At 61.8% G+C, this 21,859-nt stretch carries 18 protein-coding genes; 4 read left to right on the plus strand and 14 right to left on the minus strand.

Annotated features, from left to right (window positions below; all coding sequences use genetic code 11):
- The first annotated feature begins 255 nt into the window (after positions 1-255).
- Positions 256-1,419, plus strand: a complete 1,164-nt coding sequence (locus tag CAF90_RS06445) for a Fic family protein (protein ID WP_085605189.1) — start codon at positions 256-258, stop codon at positions 1,417-1,419.
- Here the strand turns inward: CAF90_RS06445 and CAF90_RS06450 are convergent.
- Genes CAF90_RS06450 through plsB form a run of 3 tightly spaced genes read right to left on the minus strand, consistent with a single transcriptional unit; the run spans position 1,416 to position 5,084 of the window.
- Positions 1,416-2,105 (minus strand): DUF4197 domain-containing protein, encoded by a 690-nt coding sequence (locus CAF90_RS06450; RefSeq protein WP_085605191.1) that lies wholly within the window; start codon positions 2,103-2,105, stop codon positions 1,416-1,418. The genes CAF90_RS06445 and CAF90_RS06450 overlap by 4 nt on opposite strands.
- A gap of 24 nt (positions 2,106-2,129) precedes the next feature.
- Positions 2,130-2,528 carry a YbaY family lipoprotein gene (locus tag CAF90_RS06455; protein ID WP_085605193.1) on the minus strand — a complete coding sequence of 133 codons (399 nt, stop codon included), beginning with the start codon at positions 2,526-2,528 and terminating at the stop codon, positions 2,130-2,132.
- Between the two features lie 51 nt (positions 2,529-2,579).
- Positions 2,580-5,084: a glycerol-3-phosphate 1-O-acyltransferase PlsB gene (plsB, locus tag CAF90_RS06460; RefSeq protein ID WP_085605195.1), complete on the minus strand. Its 2,505-nt coding sequence runs from the start codon at positions 5,082-5,084 to the stop codon at positions 2,580-2,582.
- A gap of 237 nt (positions 5,085-5,321) precedes the next feature.
- On the opposite strand from plsB, the gene CAF90_RS06465 reads away from it, so the two are divergent.
- Positions 5,322-5,531 (plus strand): cold shock domain-containing protein, encoded by a 210-nt coding sequence (locus CAF90_RS06465; RefSeq protein ID WP_007954750.1) that lies wholly within the window; start codon positions 5,322-5,324, stop codon positions 5,529-5,531.
- 132 nt (positions 5,532-5,663) lie between these two features.
- On the opposite strand, the gene CAF90_RS06470 is transcribed toward CAF90_RS06465, so the two are convergent.
- The 4 genes from CAF90_RS06470 to CAF90_RS06485 form a co-directional block, all read right to left on the minus strand.
- Positions 5,664-6,041 (minus strand): hypothetical protein, encoded by a 378-nt coding sequence (locus CAF90_RS06470; protein WP_085605197.1) that lies wholly within the window; start codon positions 6,039-6,041, stop codon positions 5,664-5,666.
- Between the two features lie 76 nt (positions 6,042-6,117).
- On the minus strand, positions 6,118-6,927 hold the full coding sequence (locus CAF90_RS06475; RefSeq protein ID WP_085605199.1) for a putative RNA methyltransferase: 810 nt from the start codon (positions 6,925-6,927) through the stop codon (positions 6,118-6,120).
- Complete coding sequence (dapE, locus tag CAF90_RS06480; protein WP_085605201.1) at positions 6,927-8,078, minus strand: succinyl-diaminopimelate desuccinylase; 1,152 nt, start codon at positions 8,076-8,078, stop codon at positions 6,927-6,929. The genes CAF90_RS06475 and dapE overlap by 1 nt, the downstream gene beginning before the upstream one ends.
- A 98-nt stretch (positions 8,079-8,176) precedes the next feature.
- A complete protein-coding gene (locus tag CAF90_RS06485; RefSeq protein ID WP_085605203.1) occupies positions 8,177-10,768 on the minus strand; it encodes a glycosyltransferase in 2,592 nt (863 codons plus the stop codon).
- 274 nt (positions 10,769-11,042) lie between these two features.
- On the opposite strand from CAF90_RS06485, the gene tcdA reads away from it, so the two are divergent.
- Positions 11,043-11,861 carry a tRNA cyclic N6-threonylcarbamoyladenosine(37) synthase TcdA gene (tcdA, locus tag CAF90_RS06490; protein WP_039769652.1) on the plus strand — a complete coding sequence of 273 codons (819 nt, stop codon included), beginning with the start codon at positions 11,043-11,045 and terminating at the stop codon, positions 11,859-11,861.
- Between the two features lie 141 nt (positions 11,862-12,002).
- Here tcdA and CAF90_RS06495 read toward each other — a convergent pair whose 3' ends face one another.
- The 4 genes from CAF90_RS06495 to CAF90_RS06510 form a co-directional block, all read right to left on the minus strand.
- Positions 12,003-12,410 carry a SufE family protein gene (locus CAF90_RS06495; protein ID WP_085605205.1) on the minus strand — a complete coding sequence of 136 codons (408 nt, stop codon included), beginning with the start codon at positions 12,408-12,410 and terminating at the stop codon, positions 12,003-12,005.
- Complete coding sequence (locus CAF90_RS06500; RefSeq protein ID WP_085605207.1) at positions 12,407-13,612, minus strand: aminotransferase class V-fold PLP-dependent enzyme; 1,206 nt, start codon at positions 13,610-13,612, stop codon at positions 12,407-12,409. Before CAF90_RS06500 ends, CAF90_RS06495 begins: the two co-directional genes overlap by 4 nt.
- A 148-nt stretch (positions 13,613-13,760) precedes the next feature.
- Complete coding sequence (gene dapD, locus CAF90_RS06505; RefSeq protein WP_007954762.1) at positions 13,761-14,795, minus strand: 2,3,4,5-tetrahydropyridine-2,6-dicarboxylate N-succinyltransferase; 1,035 nt, start codon at positions 14,793-14,795, stop codon at positions 13,761-13,763.
- Positions 14,796-14,826: 31 nt separating this feature from the next.
- The gene (locus CAF90_RS06510; RefSeq protein ID WP_003222107.1) at positions 14,827-15,189 is read right to left on the minus strand and encodes an ArsC family reductase; all 363 of its coding nucleotides are present in this window, start codon (positions 15,187-15,189) and stop codon (positions 14,827-14,829) included.
- Positions 15,190-15,371: 182 nt separating this feature from the next.
- Here CAF90_RS06510 and CAF90_RS06515 point away from each other — a divergent pair, with 182 nt between their 5' ends.
- Entirely contained in the window at positions 15,372-17,003 is a 1,632-nt protein-coding gene (locus CAF90_RS06515; RefSeq protein WP_007954765.1) for a Na+/H+ antiporter, read from the plus strand.
- 8 nt (positions 17,004-17,011) lie between these two features.
- On the opposite strand, the gene CAF90_RS06520 is transcribed toward CAF90_RS06515, so the two are convergent.
- From CAF90_RS06520 to CAF90_RS06530, 3 genes are all read right to left on the minus strand, one after another.
- Positions 17,012-17,740, minus strand: coding sequence for a peptidase M12 (locus CAF90_RS06520; RefSeq protein ID WP_085605209.1), 729 nt, complete (start codon positions 17,738-17,740; stop codon positions 17,012-17,014).
- 167 nt (positions 17,741-17,907) lie between these two features.
- Entirely contained in the window at positions 17,908-19,107 is a 1,200-nt protein-coding gene (dapC, locus tag CAF90_RS06525) for a succinyldiaminopimelate transaminase (protein WP_085605211.1), read from the minus strand.
- Between the two features lie 43 nt (positions 19,108-19,150).
- Positions 19,151-21,853: a [protein-PII] uridylyltransferase gene (locus CAF90_RS06530; RefSeq protein WP_007954768.1), complete on the minus strand. Its 2,703-nt coding sequence runs from the start codon at positions 21,851-21,853 to the stop codon at positions 19,151-19,153.
- Positions 21,854-21,859: the final 6 nt, after the last annotated feature.

Below are 21,859 nucleotides of genomic sequence, written 5' to 3' on the forward strand. Positions count from 1 at the left end.
AGAAAGGGCGGGACGAGAAGTCTCCCACGGTCCGTACTGGCTAGAGTCGGAATCGAGCTTTTAGTCCCGCCCACCCCTTCAAGTCTAAACATACAAGCGAGCTTGCTAGCGAAGGCGGCCTGACAGCTGAGCAAAACAATGGTGTAGGACCCTGCGTCGCTTCCTACATGTTTTTCAGACGGCTCCGATATTGAGTCGCTGTGTTGGCGGTGCTGTACTCGAGGCTGTTTTTCAGCCTTGTTTGAGTCAGCTTTGATGAAGAAACCGCCGGTATTGAAGGGTCGGGCCGATCCGGTCTTTGAGTTGTTGATGCGCGCGCCTCACAAGCAGCGTCTGGCGGATTATCTTGCGTTGCTCAAGCCGCTGGATGACCAGGGGCGGTATCTGCCTTTTGAGGATTTGCGGTATCGCTGGGCCAGCGGGCTGGATGCGCGTTTGTGTTGGGCGTTGGTTAAGAAGGCGCGGGTCGCTCAGTACATTCATCTTCTGCCGCTGGGGGAGCCGGCGCAGTGGGGGAAGTTTGTGCCGACGCCCACCGCGCAGAAGGCCCTTTCAGTGGTTGATCGGCAAACCACGACGGCGTCTCTGGAGTACATGACCAGCCAGATAGGCGAGCGGGCGCATTTCAGTTATTTGCTTAACGATCTGATCGAGGATGAGGCGATCAGCAGCAGTCAGCTGGAGGGCGCCGCGACCACCACTCGTGTTGCCAAGGACATGCTCAAGCAACGGCGTCAGCCGCGTACGCCGGATGAGCGGATGGTCATGGGTAATTACCGGATGATGAATTTCGCCTGGGAAAAACGTTACGAGCCATTGAGCGTGGAGTTGATTGCGGCGATCCATCGAGTCGGTGTCGAAGGCATTGATGACGAGCAGTATGACCCTGGGCTTTTCAGGACCAACGATGAAGTGGTGGTGCAGGACGGCGAAGGGAATACCGTACACACGCCACCGCCTGCCGCCGGATTGGTGAGGCGACTGGATTTGCTCTCGCAGTGGATCAATCAACCACAGGGTTCACCTCGGCAAAAAAACTACCTGCATCCGCTGATCAAGGCGATCACGCTGCACTTTGCCCTGGGTTACGAACATCCGTTTCGTGACGGTAACGGGCGGGTCGCCAGGGCGCTGTTTTACTGGTTCATGTTCAAACACGAGTTTTCGGCGTTTCGCTATATCGCGATCAGTCTTTTACTGCGCAACGCGCCGGTGAAGTACGGGCGGTCGTATTTGCACAGCGAAGCCGATGAGCTCGATCTGACGTACTTCATCGAGTTTCAGTGTTCGGTGATTCTGCGGGCGGTGGAGGGGTTTACCGATGTGTATCGCAAGAGTGTGGCGTACAGCGATATTGGACGGCGGAACGGATTGAATAACGGGAGTGAGACAGCTCACTCCCGTATCGTGTCGGCTTAGAGCGTACCGAACACCTTTTTCGCCAGACTCGTCGCCGCAGCGGCCGGGTTCTTGCGGATGGTTTCTTCCTGTATGCCGATCATTTCGAACAGGCCATTGAGCGCTTGTTCGGTCACGTAGCTTTCGATGTTGGCGCTCTTCGCATCCACCACGCCGAAGGTCGCGGCCTGGCCTGCGAAAGCGTTGTATTTCTGGGCTACGCCGACTTTGTCGGTTGCCTGTTTGACGATGGGCAGGAATTTTGTGCGGATCTGTTCGCGGCTGGATTTGTCCAGGTATTGGGTGGCCGAGTCGTTGCCGCCGCTGAGGATGCCTTTGGCGTCTTCCACGCTCATTTTCTTGACGGCGTCGACGAGGATCGGCTGGGCCTGGGTGACGGCGGTTTCCGCGGCCTTGTTCATGGCGGTTTCCAGTTCGTCGACCTGGGCGCCCATGCCGAAGGCTTTCATCTTGCCGGCGACTTTGCCGAGTTTGCCCGGCAGTTCGATCTTCACGTCCGGGTTGTTGCTGAAGCCGCCCGGGGTGCCGAGTTGTTTGACGGCCAGTTGCGCGCCCTGGGTCAGGGCATCCTTGAGGCCGCCGGTGGCGTCGCCTTGCGACAGGTCGCTGAGGGACAGGGCCAATGCGTTGGCGGAGATCATCAGGCCCGCGCACAGGCCGGCGAAGCGAAGGGTAGGGCGGAGCATGGCGGCTTCCTTGTTCGGAGAGAGTTAGCGGGCGGCGTCGACGCGGATCTTCAGCGGCTGCGGATCCTTGCCATCGAGCTGCACGGCGTGGTTTTCGGTGGTGATGAACATCAGCTCGCCGTTGACTTCGATGCGTGCGCTGACCGAGTAGCGGTGGCCGGGTTTGACCTGGGCCGGATCGTAGCTCAAGTGGAACGGCAGCGGCACCTGGCCTTTGACCGGGCCTTTCTGTTCGTCGAGTACCACGGCCGGCGCGTCGGCCAGCGAAACGTCCTGCAGGCTTACGCTCAAGGTCGCACTTGGCGGCAGGGCGATGCGTTGCAGGTAGAACACTTCGCCGTCGAGGCTGACCTTGCCGGCCGGAGAGGTCGACTGGCAAGCGCTGAGCAGGGTGGCGGCGGCAAGAAGGGAAAGTTTTTTCATCGGAGATCTCCGTATCGACGGCGCCAGAAGAAGCCTGGCGCCTGTAGGAATTTAGTCGCTTTGCACAGGGGCGGCGACCTGATCGGCCGCATCTTCGCTGCGATGCAGGGCCACCTGACGGATCGACAGGCGAATCTCCGCCGGCAACACCCGTTTGGCCGCACCCTCGGCCAGTTCGCCGAGCAGTTCGTGATAGCTCAACTTGCCGGCTTCGTCGCGACGCAGCACGTCCAGATCGAGCATGGTCTGGATGAAGTGGCGGAACAGGCTCTTGTCGAAGAATTCCGGGGCGTTGAGGCCATGCAGGATCGACAGGCGCTGGGCCATGACCGTGCACAGGTCTTCGAGCTCTTCGGCGCTGATGGTGTTCTGGCCTGCGTTGAGCAGCAACGACACGGTCATATAGAAGCGTTGCAGGGTCTGGGCGATGCTCTTCGACAGCAGTGTCAGCAGCACGAAATGCCGCGAGCTCGGCGCCGGGCGCAGGTACACGTCTTTCTCGAAACGCAGCAGGCCTTGTTCGACGAACGCGTCCAGCCACTGATCGATCACCGCATCCAGTTCATCCAGGGTCCAGCGGATGAACAGCTCCGATTGCAGGTACGGATACAGCGCGCGGGTGTAGCGCAGGATCTGTTCGCGGCTCATGCGCGATGCACTCTGGAAGAAGCTCGCCAGCAGCGCCGGCAGGGCGAAGATGTGCAGCACGTTGTTGCGGTAGTAGGTCATCAGGACGGCGTTCTGCTCGTCGAGATACAGAATCTTGCCCAGCGCATCGTTCTGCTCGGACAGCAAATCCATGTCCTTCACGTGCTCGATCAGCGCCCGACCATCGCCTTCCGGCAAGGTGGTGTGCGGTGAGTACGGAACCTTGCGCAGCAGCGCCAGATACAGATCGAGGACCCGCGCCATGGCTCGATCGTCGAGTGCCAGCCGGGTGGTCGACAGCAGCGCCAGCGCCACCAGGTTGACCGGGTTGATCGCCGCCGCTTCGTTGAGATGCTGCGCGACCCTCTCGCCGAGGCGGTTGGTGGTTTCGTTGAGCCAGGCCGGTTTGTACTGCGGGCCGAGTTCCTGCTGGCGCCAGTCCGGCTGTTCGCTGTCGAGGAATTCCGCGAGTTTGATCGGCTCGCCGAAGTTCACCGCCACCTGGCCGAAGCGCTGCTTGAGCGCGCCGATGACTTTGAAGATGTCGAAGATCGATTCTTTCTTCTTGCTCGCGCCACGCAGTTCGCCGAGGTAGGTGCGGCCTTCGAGCACGCGCTCGTAACCGATGTACACCGGCACGAATACGATCGGCATCCGCGACGAACGCAGGAAGCTGCGCATGGTGATCGCCAGCATCCCGGTTTTCGGTTGCAGCATGCGCCCGGTACGCGAGCGCCCGCCCTCGACGAAGTACTCGACCGGGAAGCCTTTGGTGAACAGGGTGTGCAGGTATTCGTTGAACACCGAGGTGTACAGCGGATTGCCCTTGAACGTACGGCGCATGAAGAACGCACCGCCACGGCGCAGCAGGCTGCCGATTACCGGCATGTTGAGGTTGATCCCGGCGGCGATGTGCGGTGGGGTCAGGCCGTTGCGGAACAGCAAGTACGACAGCAGCAGGTAGTCGATGTGGCTGCGGTGGCACGGCACGTAGATCACTTCGTGACCCTGGGCAACCTTCTGCACGCCTTCGATGTGGTTGACCTTGATCCCGTCGTAGATCTTGTTCCAGAACCAGCTCAGCACCACTTCCAGAAAACGGATCGCGGTATAGGTGTAGTCCGAAGCGATCTCGTTGCCGTAGCGCAGGGCCTGGGCCTTGGCTTTTTCCGGGGAGATGTTTTCGCGCTCGGCTTCGTCGAGGATCGCTTGCTTGACCAGCGGTTGGTTGAGCAGGCCTTTGACCAGGTTGCGGCGGTGGGAAATGTCCGGGCCGATCACCGCAGCTTTCAGATTGCGGAAGTGCACCCGCAGGATCCGCTGGGCCATGCGCACGGTGCGTTCGTGGCCCTTGTTGTGTTCGATCAGTTCGCGCAGGTGGATCGGTGCGGAGAATTGCACGCGGGTCTTGCGCCCCAGAATCATGATGCTCAGCAGGCGACGCAGACGCCCGGTGACGGCCCAGCTGTCGGCGAACAGCAGTTTCCACGGGCTGTTTTCGCTGTCCGGCGACTGGCCCCAGAACACGCTGACCGGAATGATCTGCGCGTCTTCGGCAGCGTTCTGGCTCAGGGCGCTGACCAGTCGGGTCAGGGTCGGCGGCGCACCGCGCTTGTCCTGGCGACCGAGCCAGTCCGGGTCCGGCGTCAGGTAGAAGAACGCCGCCGGTTCGATCAGCGAACCCACGGATACCGGCAGCACCGGGCGCGGCAGGCCGGCCTTGGTGCACTCGGTGTCGACCACCGCCAGATCAGTCAGCGATGGATTTTGCAGGACGTAGAACACCGGACGACTGCGGTCGAGGTTGAGGGTGAACGACGACTGGTTGATCGTCTCGGAGCGAACCCAGAGATACAACAGTCGGCGCAAGGTGCCAAACACAAGACGGCGGAACGGGGAACGGGTCATACGGCTTCTGCGTGAGTGGATAAACCGAGCGTTTGCTCGGGCGGTCGATAGTGTGCCGGATTCATGGAAAATCGGCAAAAAAGCGGCGAAGTAATCTCCTGTTGAGAGTTTTGCCGCCTGTCATATACTCGGCGATCTGTCGCCGGGGCCCTTTTATGGACGTCGGACGCAGGCTGACGTTCCTCAAAGGCTTTCCTGCGAAAAGCCTGTTCAATAATAAAAAAGGAGTATGAACAGATGGCAACACGTGAAACCGGCAACGTGAAGTGGTTCAACGACGCCAAGGGCTACGGCTTCATTCAGCGCGAAGACGGGGTGGACGTGTTCGTGCACTACCGCGCGATCCGCGGCGAAGGCCACCGTTCGCTGACCGAGGGTCAGCAGGTTGAATACGCGGTGGTGGAAGGGCAGAAGGGCTTGCAGGCTGAAGACGTTGTAGGCCTGTAATGATCGTTCCCACGCTCTGCGTGGGAATGCCTCAATGGACGCTCTGCGTCCGCTTTGGGACGCGGAGCGCCCCGGGCTGCATTCCCACGCGGAGCGTGGGAACGATCAACATTGGCATTGTGTTGCTGATTTTTACGCAGTTTTCCAGGTGATCTCTTCTTCACCGTCTTCGCTGATGCGAATCCAGCGATCCGCCGTCTCTTCACCTTCTTCCTCGACCCATGTCCCCGGCGCGCAGCGCACTTCGACGTTCAGCGCGGCAAAGGCTGCGCGGGCGCAGGCGATGTCGTCGTCCCATGGGGTCGCATCGCTTTCCAGGTAAAGGCTGTTCCACTTGCCCACGGCTTTCGGCAGCCAGGTCACCGGGATGTTGCCGGCCTTGCACTTGTAGGTCTGGCCTTTCTGTACCCAGTCGCTGCACGGGCCGAGGGCGGCGCCCAGCCAGGCGGAAATGGCCTTGTGGTCGACGTCGGCGTCTTTCAGGTAAATCTCGATGTCCGGTTGGCGCATGGATGTCCTCACTGCGGGTCTGAAAAATCCATTCGCGGATTTAGCCGGCCCCGGGTCGTTTGCCCGAGACCAAAAGTTATTGAAGAACGAAATAATCGTAGCGCATCGAGACAGTGGTCACGAACGGCTCGGGCTGTTCGATCACCGCCGCGCGGCGCTCGGCACTGGCGCGCCAGCCGTGGGGCGTCATCGCCAGCAGGTTGGCGCGATCCTCGGGCTTGTCCAGCGTCAATTTGAATTCCAGGGTTTCACTGTGCGCCAGCGCCATGCCTTCCGGCACCAGGGCCAAATGCTTGTCGTCGGTGTATTCGCGCACTTCGTCGTACAGGCGCTCGCGCAGTTCCATCAGATGGCCGCTGGTCGGGCCGACTTTCATCAGACCGCCGCCGACGCTGAGCAGACGCTTGGCTTCTTCCCAGTCCAGCGGACTGAAGACACTGGCCAGAAACTGGCAGCTACCGGAAGCCAGTGGCACGCGGGCCATGCTGGCAATCAACCAGGTCAGTGCCGGATTGCGTTTGCAGGCGCGTTTGACCGCTTCCTTCGAGATATCCAGCGCGTAACCGTCAGCATCGGGCAAAGCTTCGGCGATCTGCGCGGTGTAGTAACCCTCGCCGCAACCGATATCGACCCAGCGCGCCGGCGCATAACCCGCCGCCAGCTCCGCCAGACGCTTGGCCACCGGCGCGTAATGCCCGGCGTTCAGAAAGTCGCGGCGGGCCTCGACCATGGCCTGGTTGTCGCCGGGATCGCGGCTGTTCTTGTGCTGCACCGGCAGCAGGTTCAGGTAACCCTGGCGCGCGCGGTCAAAGCGGTGGCCGGCAGGGCAGACCACGCCGTTGTCCACCGCGGTCAGCGGTTCACTGCAGATCGGGCACGCGAGCATCAGGCGAGCAACTTGATCAGGGTCTGGTAGTAGATCTCGGTCAGCACGTCGAGATCGGCCGCCAGCACGCGCTCGTTGACCTGGTGGATGGTCGCGTTGACCGGGCCCAGTTCAACCACTTGCGTACCCATAGTCGCGATGAAACGGCCATCGGAGGTGCCGCCGCTGGTGGACGCCTTGGTCTCGCGGCCGGTGATCTGCTTGATGCTCGACGACACCGCGTCGAGCAGTGCGCCCGGCTCGGTGAGGAACGGCAGACCGGACAGCGCCCAGTCGATGTGCCAGTCCAGGCCGTGCTTGTCGAGGATGTCGGCGACGCGTTTCTGCAGACCTTCAACGGTCGATTCGGTGGAGAAGCGGAAGTTGAACAACGCCACCAGATCACCCGGAATCACGTTGGTCGCGCCGGTGCCGGAGTTGACGTTGGAAATCTGGAAGCTGGTCGGCGGGAAGAAGTCGTTACCGTGATCCCAATGCTCGGCGGCCAGTTCGGCCAGAGCCGGGGCAGCGAGGTGGATCGGGTTCTTCGCCAGGTGCGGATAGGCCACGTGGCCCTGCACGCCGCGCACGGTCAGTTTGGCGCCGAGGGAGCCGCGACGACCGTTTTTCACCACGTCGCCCACCAGCGTGGTGCTCGACGGTTCGCCGACGATGCACCAGTCCAGACGCTCGTTACGGGCTGCCAGACGCTCGACCACTGCCTTGGTGCCGTGATGCGCTGGGCCTTCTTCGTCGCTGGTGATCAGGAACGCAACCTTGCCTTTGTGATCCGGGTAGTCGGCGACAAAGCGCTCGGCCGCAACGGTCATCGAGGCCAGGCTGCCTTTCATGTCCGCAGCGCCACGGCCGCAGAGCATGCCGTGTTCGTCGATCACCGCGTTGAACGGGTCGATCTGCCAGGCAGTCACCGGGCCGGTCGGCACCACGTCGGTGTGGCCGGCGAAGCACAGCACCGGGCCGTCGTCTTTGCCGTGAGTCGCCCAGAAGTTATCCACATCTTCGATGCGCATCGGTTCCAGCTGGAAACCGGCATCGCCCAGGCGCTGCATCATCTGCTTCTGGCAATCGGCGTCGACCGGCGTCACGGACGGACGGCGGATCAGGTCGATGGCGAGTTGGAGGGTCGGCGAAAGGTCGGCGTGGGCCGTCATGGAAAACTCCGAAAGCTGGGGGGCAAGGCGCGCAAAATGGCGGTTATCTTAAAGCAAAACGGCGACCATTGGCCGCCGTTTAGTGCATCCGGAAGGATTTAGACCACCGGTGCCGGTTCAGGCGCCGCCGATGGTTTTGGCAGCGACGACAGGAACGCCATGATCAGCGCCGCCACGTACGGCAGCGACTGCACCAGCAGCATGGCCACCCAGAAGCGCATGTCGTTGCTCGGAATGCCCTGCACCAGGAAGATCCCCAGCGCCGCGCCCCACAACAGCAGCATGATGAACAGCTCTTCCCTTGCCTCGGAAATCGCCACCCAGAAGCCATGGTTGTCGGCGTTTTTCGGGGTGCGGAAGAACGGAATGCTGCTGGTGAAGAAGCCGTACAGCACCGCTTTGGCGATGGTGTGCGACAACGCCAGTCCGGCCAGTGCCGCGCAGAACGCATCCTTGAGGTTCACGCCCACGGCGCGACGGTAGAGGAAGATGATCTTGCCGACCTTGAACACGAACAGCGCCAGCGGCGGGATCGCGAAGATCAGCAGCGGCGGATCGACCCGTTGCGGCACGATGATCATCGCCGCCGACCACAACAGCGCGCCGACGGTGAAGAAAATGTTCATGCCGTCCGCGACCCACGGAAGCCAGCCCGCGAGGAAGTGGTAACGCTGGCCGCGCGTCAGCTCGGTGTCCTTGCCGCGCAGCAGGCTGCGGGTGTGGCGCTTGATGATCTGGATCGCACCGTAGGCCCAGCGGAAACGCTGCTTCTTGAAGTCGATGAAGGTGTCCGGCATCAGACCCTTGCCGTAACTGTCGTGGTAATACGCCGCCGACAGGCCTTTCTCGAACACCCGCAGACCGAGTTCGGCGTCTTCACAGATGCACCAGTCGGCCCAGCCCAGTTCTTCCAGAACCGAGCGACGGGTCATGGTCATGGTGCCGTGCTGGATGATCGCGTCGCGGTCGTTGCGGGTGACCATGCCGATATGGAAGAAGCCTTTGTATTCGGCGTAGCAGAGCTTCTTGAAGGTGCTCTCGTTCTGGTCGCGGTAATCCTGCGGCGACTGCACCACGGCGATTTTCGGGTCGGCGAAGTGCGGCACCATGTGCTTGAGCCAGTTCGGGTGCACGCAGTAGTCGGAGTCGATCACCGCGATCACTTCGGCGTCCTTGGCGGTGTGCGGAATCAGGTAGTTCAGCGCGCCGCCCTTGAAACCGGCCAGGGGCGAGACGTGGAAGAACTTGAAGCGCGGGCCGAGGGTTTCGCAGTAGTCGCGCACCGGTTCCCAGACCGCCGGGTCCTTGGTGTTGTTGTCGATGATCAGGACTTCGAAGTCCGGATAGTCGAGGTTGGCTAGGGCGTTGAGGGTCTGTTTGACCATCTCCGGCGGCTCGTTGTAGCAGGGCACGTGGATCGAGACTTTCGGGCGGTAGTCCGAATCGCCGACCACCGGCAGGAATTCACGGCGACGCTTGTGAATCCACACCGCTTCGGCCAGTTCGTGGGCCTCGGTCAGCAGCACGATGAACACCCCGAGCGCACCGAGCGCCAGCAGGAAGCCCACCGTCAGGCTGAACCACGTGCTGTATTGCTGGCTGTAGTCGTAACCGATCCACACCAGCACCGAACCGCACAGGAATGCGATAAAGGTCAGGAAGGTACGGCCGCGCTGACGCAGGGCAGAGCCGTCGATCATCAGCAGGGTCAGCGACAACAGCGCCAGCACCACCGAGCCGATGGCCAGCACGCGCCATTGCGGGATCGCCACCACCGGGCCTTCGAAGTTGAATTTCTGCTGGCGCGCGGCGTTGAACACGCCCCAGTAAGCGCCGACCGAACCTTCGTCACTGGCCTTCCATGGCTGGTCAAACGCTTCGATCACGAAGTAGTTGAAGCCCTGGCGATTGAGTTTGTTGACCAGCGTGCGCAGGTAGATCGCCTGATCCGCCGGCGACGCATCGGCGCCACCGCGCATGCGACCGTTGCTCGGCCAGCCCACTTCGGACAGCAGCAGCGGCTTTTTCGGGAACATCTTTTTCAGGTCGCGGGCGCGGTCGAAAACGAATTGCCCGGCCTTGTCCACCGGAATGAATTCCCAGTAGGGCAGAACGTGGGCGGCGATCAGGTCGACGTGCTTGGCCAGCTCCGGGTGCTCTTCCCAGACGTGCCACTGTTCGGAGGTGGTCACCGGCACTTTTACGGCCGCGCGCACGCGGTCGAGCAGCGCGCTGAGTTCCTGGGCGGTGATTTCCTTGCGGAAGATCGCTTCGTTGCCGACAACCACTCGAACCACGCTGCGCGAGGTGTTGGCCAGTTCGATGGCGCGGGTGATTTCCCGCTCGTTGCGTTCCTGGTCCGGGCTGATCCAGATCCCCAGTGTCACGCGCAGGCCGAACTCTTCAGCCAGTTTCGGGATGTCCTGCAGGGAACCGTCGACCGAGTAGATGCGGATGTTGTCCGTCAGCTTGCTCATGATCTCCAGGTCGCGGCGCATTTCATCGTCGGACGGATACTGATCCTTCTGTGGGAACTGTCCCTGCTGGAACGGTGAATAGGAGAAACCGGAGATCTGCTCCGGCCAGTTCGGCGCGGAGACGGGGCGGTTGATCAGCGCCCAGAAACCGGTGAACAGGGCGGCGATTGCCAGAACCACCACCAGGTTGAGTCCAAATTTACGCGATGACATAGCTGTGTCGGGTTCCAAAGGCTGTGGAACGAAGGGTCGGCTGGTTGACGCCAGGAGGGCGCGCATCCTACACCGGCAGTTCGCCGAGTCCTACAAGAGACAGGGAAATGCTGGACGTTGGGCAATCCAACCTGACTTAAGTTCTTTCGTTTCAGCGTGTAAGACAAATCTTTGTTACGTGCAGCTTTAATTAAAGCAGGCGCGTCCGCCGTTCATAGCGCAAAGATGCTCTTGGCCGCCGACGGCCCTATAATGCGCGCCGGTTTTTAGGGTAATGGTCATGAGTACAGAAGATCCGCGGTTTGCAGGCATCGCCCGTTTGTATGGCATCGAGGGCCTTGAGCGCCTGCGTGCAGCCCATGTGGCGATTGTCGGCGTCGGCGGCGTCGGTTCCTGGGCGGCGGAAGCCATGGCCCGTTGCGGGGTGGGCGAGATTTCGCTGTTCGACCTCGACGACGTCTGCGTCAGCAACGCCAACCGGCAGCTGCATGCGCTGGACAGCACCGTCGGCAAGCCCAAGGTCGAGGTGATGGCCGAGCGTCTGCGCGGGATCAACCCGGACTGCAAGGTGCACGCCGTGGCGGACTTCGTCACCCGCGACACCATGGCCGAATACATCACGCCGAACATCGACTGCGTGATCGACTGCATCGACGCGGTCAACGCCAAGGCCGCGCTGATTGCCTGGTGCAAACGGCGCAAGATCCAGATCATCACCACCGGTGGGGCGGGCGGGCAGATCGATCCGACGCTGATTCAGGTTTGCGACCTCAACCGTACGTTCAACGATCCTCTGGCTTCGAAAGTGCGCTCGACGCTGCGTCGCGACTACGGTTTCTCGCGCACCGTGACCCGCCATTACAGCGTGCCGTGCGTGTTCTCCACGGAACAGCTGCGCTATCCGAAACCGGACGGCAGCATTTGCCTGCAGAAGAGTTTTGTCGGCGACGGTGTGAAGCTGGACTGCGCCGGCGGGTTTGGCGCGGTGATGATGGTGACGGCGACGTTCGGCATGGTCGCGGCGACCAAGGCCGTGGACAAGATTGTAGCGGGCGTTCGGCGCCCGGCGGATCGGGTCAAGCCGCAGGCCTGAAGCCCAGGGCTGCGTGATCGATCGTTCCCACGCTCCGCGTGGGAATGCAGCCCGGGACGCTCTGCGTCCCAAATCAAGAGCCGAACGCGGAGCGTCCGTTGAGGCATTCCCACGCAGAGCGTGGGAACGATCATTAAACGATCAGTTAGGGGCGAGTTCACGCATCCGCTGCAGCACGGCATTCAAGCCATTGCTGCGCGAAGGCGACAACTGCCGCGACAGTCCCAGCTGATTGAACCAGTCCGGCAGATCAACCAACTGCAATTCGCCGGCGGTCAAACCGTTGACCCGCAACAACAGCAACGCCACCAACCCGCGAATCATCCGCGCATCGCTGCTGGCCGCGAACTGCCAGTGACCGTCGCGCAATTCACCGACCAGCCATACCTGACTCTCACAGCCGTGCACCCGATTGGCCTCGCACTTGTCTGCATCGCTCAACGGTGGCAGGCGATCACCAAACAGCATCAACAGTCGCGCCCGCTGTTCCCAACCGGCGGCGTTCTGAAACGTTTGCAGCGCCTCGGCGGCTTCGACCGGCAGGCTCATCGCAACAACTCCAGCGCCTGATCCAGCGCTTCAAAGAAGCGCTCCAGATCCTCGGAATCGTTGTACAGCGCCAGCGACACACGGATCGCCCCGGCCAGTTCGAAACGCTTGAGCAGTGGCATCGCGCAGTGATGCCCGGCACGTACGGCGATGCCCTGTTCGGTCAGCAAGTGCGCCAGATCGGCGTTGTGCACGCCTTCGACGACAAAACTGGCCAGCGCCAGTTGCGGCTTGCCCAGCAGACGGATGCCGTTGCGGGCCGCGAGGCCGCGCAACAAATAATCGTGCAGCGCAGCTTCGTGGGCGGACACCGCGTCCTGATCCAGACCCGCGAGGTAGTCGAGAGTCGCACCGAGGCCGATCACGCTGGCAATCGGCGGCGTTCCGGCCTCGAAGCCCAGTGGCGCCGGGCGAAAACGCGCGTCGTGATAATTGGCTTCCAGCACCATCTCGCCGCCGAACTGCCACGGGCGAAGTTGCTCCAGCGCTGCGTTGCGCCCGAACAGCACGCCAAGGCCATCGGGGCCGTACAGCTTGTGGCTGGAAAAAACGTAAAAGTCGCAACCTAGCGCCTGCACGTCATGCCGGCCGTGAACCACGCCTTGAGCGCCATCGACCACGGTCAGCGCGTTGTGCGCCTTGGCCATCGCCAGCAGCGCCGGCAACGGTTGCCAGGCCCCAAGCACGTTGGACAACTGACTGACTGCCAGCAAACGGGTGCGCGGGCCGATCAGGTGAACGGCGGCGGCGAGGTCGATCACGCCGTCATCGTCCAGCGGCAGGATCACCAGCTTCAGGTCGCGACGTTGCGCCAGTTGCTGCCACGGCAGCAGGTTGGCGTGATGCTCCAGGGCGCTGATGACAATTTCATCGCCCGGATGGAAAAGATGTTCCAGGCCATACGCCAGGAGATTCAGCGCACTGGTGGCGCCGTGGGTGAAGATGATCTGCCCGCTGTCACCGGCATTCAGCCACTGGGCAACCTTCAGGCGGCTGTCCTCGAACGCCTGCGTGGCGTGGGCGCCGGGCAGATGCTGCGCACGATGCACGTTGGCCGCGCCATTGGCGTAGTAATGCGCCAGCGCGTCGAGCAGGGCCTGGGGTTTTTGCGTGGTGGCGGCGTTGTCCAGGTAAGTCTGGTCTTGCCGTTGCAGGGCGGCGATGGCCGGGAAATCGGCGCGCCAGGGGGAGGGAATCATCATCTGTTCAGCCCTGTGAACTTGGGCGGGTGTAAACCGAACCTTGTGGGAGCGGGCTTGCTCGCGAAAGCGTCGTGTCAGTCGAAATCAAGGGTGACTGACACACCGTCTTCGCGAGCAAGCCCGCTCCCACAGGAGGTCACAGCGGCGCTTAGTTGTGAGCGTGCAGCGCTTCGTTCAGTTCGATCGCCGATTTGTGGGTTTTGCATTCCACAGCGCCGGTTTCCGAATTGCGACGGAACAGCAGGTCAGTCTGACCTGCCAGCTCACGGGCCTTGACCACTTTGACCAGGTTGTTGTGCTCGTCCAGCAGCGCCACCTTGGTGCCGGCGGTCACGTACAGGCCCGACTCGACGGTGTTACGGTCGCCCAACGGGATACCGATACCGGCGTTGGCGCCGATCAGGCAGCCTTCGCCGACCTTGATCACGATGTTGCCGCCGCCCGACAGGGTGCCCATGGTCGAGCAACCGCCGCCCAGGTCCGAACCCTTGCCGACGAATACGCCAGCGGATACGCGGCCTTCGATCATGCCCGGGCCTTCGGTGCCGGCGTTGAAGTTGATGAAACCTTCGTGCATCACGGTGGTGCCTTCGCCCACGTAGGCGCCCAGGCGCAGACGTGCAGCGTCAGCGATACGCACGCCGGCCGGTACCACGTAGTCGGTCATTTTCGGGAACTTGTCCACCGAGAACACTTCCAGCAGCTCGCCGCGCAGACGGGCTTCGAGTTGCAGCTCGGCCAGTTCGCTCAGGTCGATCGCGCCCTGGCTGGTCCAGGCCACGTTTGGCAGCAGCGGGAAGATCCCGGCCAGGCTCACGCCGTGCGGCTTGACCAGACGATGGGACAGCAGATGCAGCTTCAGATAAGCCTCAGGAGTCGAGGTCAGCTGAGCGTCTTCGGCCAGCAGGGTGGCGACCAGTGGCTTGTGGCTTTCGGCCAGACGGGTCAGCAACTTGCCTTGTACCGCGTCGATGCCTTTCACGGCTTCAGCCAGTTGCGCAGCTTGTGCGGTGGTGAAGGTGATGGCCTGGTTGCCTTCGGTGTAGCCGAGGATCGGTGCAACAGCGGCAACCAATTCGGCCGAAGGATTCAACAGCGGCTGGGCGTAGAACACTTCCAGCCATGCGCCTTGACGGTTCTGGGTGCCGACGCCGAAGGCAATACTGAACAGGGAGTTGGACATGTGAATACCTCTACAAAAAGTGACGGGCTGCTTACTTGAGGGCGGCCGCGTAGATATCTGGCTTGAAGCCAATCAGGGTTCGGTCACCGAGATCGAGCACCGGGCGCTTGATCATCGAGGGTTGAGCGAGCATCAGTTCGATGGCTTTCGACTGGTCGAGATCGGCTTTGCGTTCGTCGTCGAGTTTGCGAAAGGTCGTACCTGCGCGGTTCAACACCGTTTGCCAGCCATGCTCGTCGCACCATTGGGTCAGGTGCTCGCGGTCAATGCCGGCGGTCTTGTAATCGTGGAAGTCATAGCTGACAGCGTGTTCATCGAGCCAGGTGCGCGCCTTTTTCATGGTGTCGCAGGCTTTGATGCCGAAAAGGTGCAACGTTTTGCTTGAAACGGTCAAGGAATTGCCCCCTTTACAGGTGCTGGAAAAAAATGGTGTCGGATTATGCCATGACCAGACGGTTTCGCGGCGCCGAGGTTGCTATTGCTGTGGGCGCCTGCGACATAGGTGCAACGGTCAGCCACAGCCTAAGCGGCTAATATGGCAGTTCAACGCTGTCGATTGTCCGGGATTTCCGCTTTATGCAAACTGCTTATACCGTCCTGATCCTGCTGATGCTGGTCAGTGTCTCGCGCCTGGTGGGACGGGTGATTCCGCTGCCATTGCCGCTGGTACAGATCGCCGCTGGCGCCTTGCTGGCCTGGCCGACCCTCGGCCTGCACGTGGCCCTCGATCCCGAACTGTTCCTGTTTCTGTTCCTGCCGCCGCTGCTGTTTTCCGATGGCTGGCGCATGCCCAAGCGCGAATTGTGGCGCCTGCGCGGGCCGGTGCTGACGCTCGCGGTCGGGTTGGTGCTGTTTACCGTGGTCGGTGCCGGTTACTTCATTCATTGGCTGCTGCCGACAATTCCATTGCCGGTGGCCTTTGCGCTGGCGGCGGTGCTGTCGCCGACCGACGCCGTGGCGGTTTCGGCCATCGCGCAAAACCGTTTGCCGACGCCGCTGATGCATATGTTGCAGGGCGAGGCGTTGATGAACGATGCGTCAGGCCTGGTGACGTTCAAGTTCGCGCTGGTCGCGGCGATCACCGGTGCATTTTCACTGGCCAATGCCAGCCTGACATTCGTGCTGGTGGCGGTCGGCGGACTGGCGGTGGGTGTGGCGCTGAGCTGGCTGGTCGGCCGGTTACGCGCCTGGATGATTGCCCGGGGCTGGGACGATCCGGCGACCCACGTGGTGTTCATGTTGTTGCTGCCGTTTGCCGCTTACGTGCTGGCCGAACGGCTTGGCGCCTCGGGCATTCTTTCGGCAGTGGCAGCGGGGATGATGCAGAGCTGGCTCGACCTGCTGCCGCGCCAGACCAGCACGCGTTTGCTCAACCGCAGTGTGTGGTCGTTGCTGGAATTCGCCTTCAATGGCTTGATCTTCCTGCTGCTCGGTCTGCAACTGCCGGACATTATCAAGGCGGTGGTCAGCCACGAGACCTCGTTATGGCCGACCCTGTTCTATCGCTGTCTCGATGTGGTGGCGATCTTCCTGGCGCTGGTGCTGTTGCGTTTCATCTGGGTACAGAGCATCTGGCGTCTGTCGGTGCTATTGCGCCGTCTGCGGGGCAAGGGTGATCTGACGCAAGTACCGACCGCCCGTTCCTGCTGGCTGCTGACTGTCGGTGGCGTACGCGGTGCGGTGACCCTGGCGGGCGTGATGTCGGTGCCGATGCTGATGGGCAGCGAGGCGTTCCCCGAGCGCGATCTGCTGATCTTCATCGCCGCCGGGGTGATCCTGTTGTCGCTGGTGGCGGCCTGTATTGCGCTGCCGTTGCTGTTGCGCGGCATCGAAAAGAGCCCGGACGACAAACGCCGGCAGGAAGTGCGCGACGCCTGGCGCAAGACCGCGGAAGCAGCGATTCATGCGCTGGAAACCGAAGAGGTCAACCCGCAGGACGCCGCGCAAGCCGCACTGGCAGCGGAGCTCAAGGCGCGGATCATGTCTGAATATCGTCATCAGCTTGAGGTCTTCAACGATTCGGCCGAAGCCCAGGCGCTGGCGTTCCAGATGGATCTGCTCGAGCGCCGTCTGCGGCTCAAGGCACTGCGCGCGCAACGCCTCGAGTTGTACAGCCTCAGCCGTCAGCACCAGATCGGTGATGACGTGCTGAGGGAAGTTTTGGGTGAGCTCGACTTGAGTGAGGCCAACCTGGGGCAGGTCAAATAGGCAAAGCGTTAACCGGGGTAGAGCAATCTCATCAGGCGTTTGTCTTTCTTGCTGATCGTGCGGTTGATCGGCACTTCCCAGTTGCCCACCGTCAAAGTGTTGGCCACGGGGTGGTGCATGATCGACCTGCGATCGTAGGAGGTGTAGATCGCGTCCAGCGTGTCGAAGGAGGCGAACAGGTTTCTGTCGACCTGCTCCTCGGTCAGCGGGTTCATCTCGCGATTTTTGTAGAACTCATACACCTTGGGTTTATCCCACGGAATCTTTGCCTGTGGGTGCTGATGTTCATGCAGCGCGCCCAGTGCATGCCCGAACTCGTGCATCACGATCACTTCGAAGTCCTGGTGATCCGGCTTTACGCCCAGGTTCATGGTCGGATAGTCCGGATGAATCAGCAGCGCATCGGTGCCGAGCATCGAACTGTTGTCGTTGTTTTTAGTGGCGATGCGGATGTCGCCCAGCAGGTCATCGACGAATTCAAACGTGAGGTTGATGTACGGCAACCACTGGCTGGCGGCGTCGATGATCTTCTTTTTGTGATCGGTATCGGGCGCATCCAGAAAGGCGATCTTCAGTGTGCGGCCATTGGCCCACAATTTTGAGTAGTTGACGACGGAGCGCTTGCGGCGAGTGCCGGTCGCGGTGCCGGCATTGGCCGGATTTTCGTTGATGGCGGCTATATACGCCGCCTGATCGTCGGGCCATTGGTTGAGTTGGCAATCGAGCAGTTCTGTCATTTTTCACTTCTTCCATGAAGTCAAAGGTCGGTTTTTAGTGAGGCGCAGCGAACGGTGCCGCTCAAGACTAACGTCTGGCGGGCAGGGGAGTGGGGTAGAAAAGGAGGGGAACTGTTACGTGATATTTGATCGCCCGTGCCGGATTGCCCGGCACGGGCGTTCAGGCATTACTTGTGGCGCAAAACGAAATCGCGGATGCGTTCGGCAGCCTCGACGCATTCCGCCAGCGGCGCAACCAGTGCCATGCGCACGCGCCCGGCGCCCGGGTTGACGCCATCGACGTCGCGGGACAGGTACGAACCCGGCACCACGGTCACGTGTTCTTCGGCAAACAGATCGCGGCAGAACGCGGCATCGTCGCCTTGCACATTCGGCCACAGGTAGAAGCTGCCATCCGGACGCTGCACGTCCATCACCGGGCTGAGGATCGCCAGCACGGCATCGAACTTCTCGCGATACAGCGCACGGTTGGCGCGTACGTGCACTTCGTCATTCCACGCGGCGACGCTGGCCAATTGGGTCTGAACCGGCATCGCGCAGCCGTGGTAGGTGCGGTACAGCAGGAAGCCCTTGAGGATGTCGGCGTCGCCGGCAACGAAACCGGAGCGCAGGCCCGGCAGGTTCGAGCGCTTGGACAGGCTGTGGAACACCACGCAACGCTTGAAGTCCTTGCGACCCAGTTCGGCGCAGGCGCTGAGCAGGCCCGGCGGCGGAGTCTGTTCGTCGAAGTACAGTTCGCTGTAGCACTCGTCGGCGGCGATCACGAAGTCGTATTCGTCGGCCAGGGCGATCAGCTTTTTCAGCACGTCGACCGGAATCAGCGCGCCGGTCGGGTTGCCCGGCGAGCACAGGAACAGGATCTGGCAGCGTTTCCAGATGTCCGGCGAAACGGCGTCGAAATCCGGGTTGAAGCCGTTCTCGTCCAGGCATGGCAGGTAGTGCGGCTTGGCGCCGGCGAGGAACGCTGCGCCTTCGTAGATCTGATAGAACGGGTTCGGGCTGACGACCAGCGCGTCATCGCCACGGTTGACCACGGTCTGGGTGAAGGCGAACAGCGCTTCACGGGTGCCGTTGACCGGCAGCACGTTGCGCGCCGGGTCGATCCAGCCGCCCGGCACGCTGAAGCGACGCTCGCACCAGGCGGCGATGGCTTCGCGCAGGGCCGGAATGCCGAGGGTGGTCGGGTACACCGCCATCTGATCCAGATTGTTCGCCAAAGCCTCGGCGACAAAACTCGGCGAGCGATGCTTCGGTTCGCCGATGGACAGCGCGATCGGGCGCTTGTCCGGGTTTGGCGTTACGCTGCCGAGCAGGGCGCGGAGCTTTTCGAACGGGTAGGGCTGAAGCTGGGACAGAGCGTTGTTCATCGGTGCGGGATCTCGTGCAAAGCGGTTGAATCCGGGCGCGCAATCAAATGCTGATGCGCGACAGTTTGATATCGGGTTCCTGATTGACGCTCAGCTGTTCGACGATGGCATCCTGCAAACGGCTGCACAGCAGCGGGTCGGACAGCGGTTGATTGTGGGCGTCGGTGATGAAGAACACGTCTTCCACCCGCTCGCCCAGGGTGGCGATCTTGGCGTTCTGCAGCGACAGATCGAACTCGAGGAAAATCCCGCCGACCCGTGCCAGCAGGCCCGGGCGATCCGGTGCCGTGAGCTCCAGCACCGTTACCGGGCGCTGGGCGTCGTTGTGGATCGTCACCTGCGGGGCGAACGCGAAATGCTTGAGCTGGCGCGGCACCCGACGCTGGATGATCGTCGGGTAGTCGGCCGGGTTGCGCAGGGCTTCGGTCAGGCCGTCGCGAATCTGTTTGACGCGGACCGGATTGTCGCCGATCGAGTCGCCATCGGTGTCGAGCACGATGTAGGTGTCGAGGGTGAACTGGCTGCTGGACGTGATGACCCGGGCGTCGTGAATGTTCAGGTTGAGCTGGTCCATCGCGGCCACGGTCACGGCGAAGAAGTCGTGCTGGTCCGGCGCGTAGATGAAGATCTGCGTGCCGCCCTCGAATTCGCGCTGGGTGGTTTCCTTGATCAGCACCAGCGGACCGCCGTCGGCCGGTTGCTGGAGGATCGCGTCGGTGTGCCAGGCCACGTCGCCGGCGGTGTGGCGCAGGAAGTAGTCGTCGCCCAGTTGCGCCCACAATTGCTCGACGTCATCCGGATCGGTGCCGCCGCGTACCAGGATGTCCAGCGCCGCACTCTGGGTCTGGCGGATCTGCTCTTCGCGATCCACCGGATTCTCCAGGCCACGGCGCAGGGCGCGCTTGGTCTCGGTGTAGAGCTGGCGCAACAGGCTGGCGCGCCACGAGTTCCACAAGGTCGGGTTGGTCGCGTTGATGTCGGCCACGGTCAGCACGTACAGGTAGTCGAGACGGGTTTCGTCACCGACCGCCAGCGCAAAGTCATGAATCACCTGCGGGTCGGACAGGTCCTTGCGTTGGGCAGTGGTCGACATTACCAGGTGGTTCTGCACCAGCCACACGATCAGGCGGCTGTCCCACACCGGCAGTTGGTGACGCTGGCAGAACGCCTCGGCATCGACCGCGCCGATCTCCGAGTGATCGCCATGCCGGCCCTTGCCGATGTCGTGATACAGGCCCGCCATATAGATGAGTTCAGGCTTGGGCAGTTTGGCCATGAGCTTGGCGGCCAGCGGGAATTTCTCCGACACCTGGGTGTACTGCAACTTGCGCAGGTGTTTGATCAGATTCAGCGTGTGCGCATCGACCGTATAGATGTGGAACAGGTCGTGCTGCATCTGCCCGACGATAAAGCCGAACTCCGGCAGGTAGCGCCCGAGAATGCCGTAGCGGTTCATCCGCCGCAGGTTGCGGTGGATGCCGATCTTGCACTTGAACAGTTCGATGAACAGGCTGGTATTGCGGATGTCGTTGCGGAAGTTGTCGTCGATCAGGTGACGGTTTTCCCGCAGCAGACGAATGGTGTCGGCACGCACACCTTTGATTTCCGGCTGCTGGGCCATCAGCACGAAGATCTCGAGCATGGCGAACGGCGTGCGGCGGAATACGTTGTCGTTGCGTGCCTCGATGTAACCGTCGTGCAGTTGGAAACGCGAGTTGATCGGCTGCGGCGGCGCTTCGTCTTCCGGCGCGAGGATGACTTCCTCGAAGTGCTGGATGATCAGGTCGCTGAGCTGGGCGATGCTCATCACCACCCGGAAATACTGCTGCATGAAGTTTTCGACAGCCTGTTTGGCGTCGTCGCCTTCAAAACCCAGCAGCCCGGCAATGGTGCGCTGGTGATCGAACAGCAAGCGGTCTTCGGAGCGACCGGCCAGCATGTGTAGGGCGTAACGCACCTTCCAGAGGAATTCCTGGGAGGAGGCCAGCAGGGCGTTTTCGCTCTCGACCAAGAATCCTTCGCCGGCCAGGGCGCGCAGGTTCAGGGTGCCGTACTGACGACGGGCCACCCACAGAATCGTCTGAATATCCCGTAGTCCGCCCGGCGAGCCTTTGACGTTGGGTTCCAGGTTGTATTCGGTGTCGTTGTACTTGTGGTGGCGGGCCTTCTGCTCGGCGCGCTTGGCCAGGAAGAAATCCTTGCTCGGCCACATGTGTGCGGTGCTGGTGACGTCGAGCATGCGCTGGCGCAGGCGCTCGGGGCCGCAGATGGTGCGGCTTTCCATCAGATTGGTGACCACCGTCAGGTCGGCGCGGGCCTCTTCGGCGCATTCGTCGACCGAGCGAACGCTCTGACCGACTTCCAGGCCGATATCCCACAGCAGCGTCAGAAAGCGCTCGATGGAATCGCGGAAAATTTCGTGGTCGGCGCTGTCCAGCAGGATCAGAAGGTCGATGTCGGAATAGGGGTGCAATTCGCCGCGACCGTAGCCGCCGACCGCGACCAGCGCGATGTCGGCGTCTTCGCTCCAGTCGAACTGGTCCCAGGCTTTTTGCAGGATGTTGTCGACGAACCATGCCCGGTCTTCGATCAGTCGCCGGATGTCGCGACCGGCCCGAAAACGTGCATCGAGCACCTCGCGGGCCTGGCGGATCGCCTTCTTGAACGCCGCGATGGGACTCGCTTTCAGGGCCAGTTCAGCCTGGAACTGACCGCGGTCGAAGAGTTCGGGATCCACCTGCGGCATCGATTG

It is taken from the genome of Pseudomonas sp. B37(2017), assembly GCF_002112885.1.
Taxonomy (GTDB): Bacteria; Pseudomonadota; Gammaproteobacteria; order Pseudomonadales; family Pseudomonadaceae; genus Aquipseudomonas; species Aquipseudomonas paraglycinae.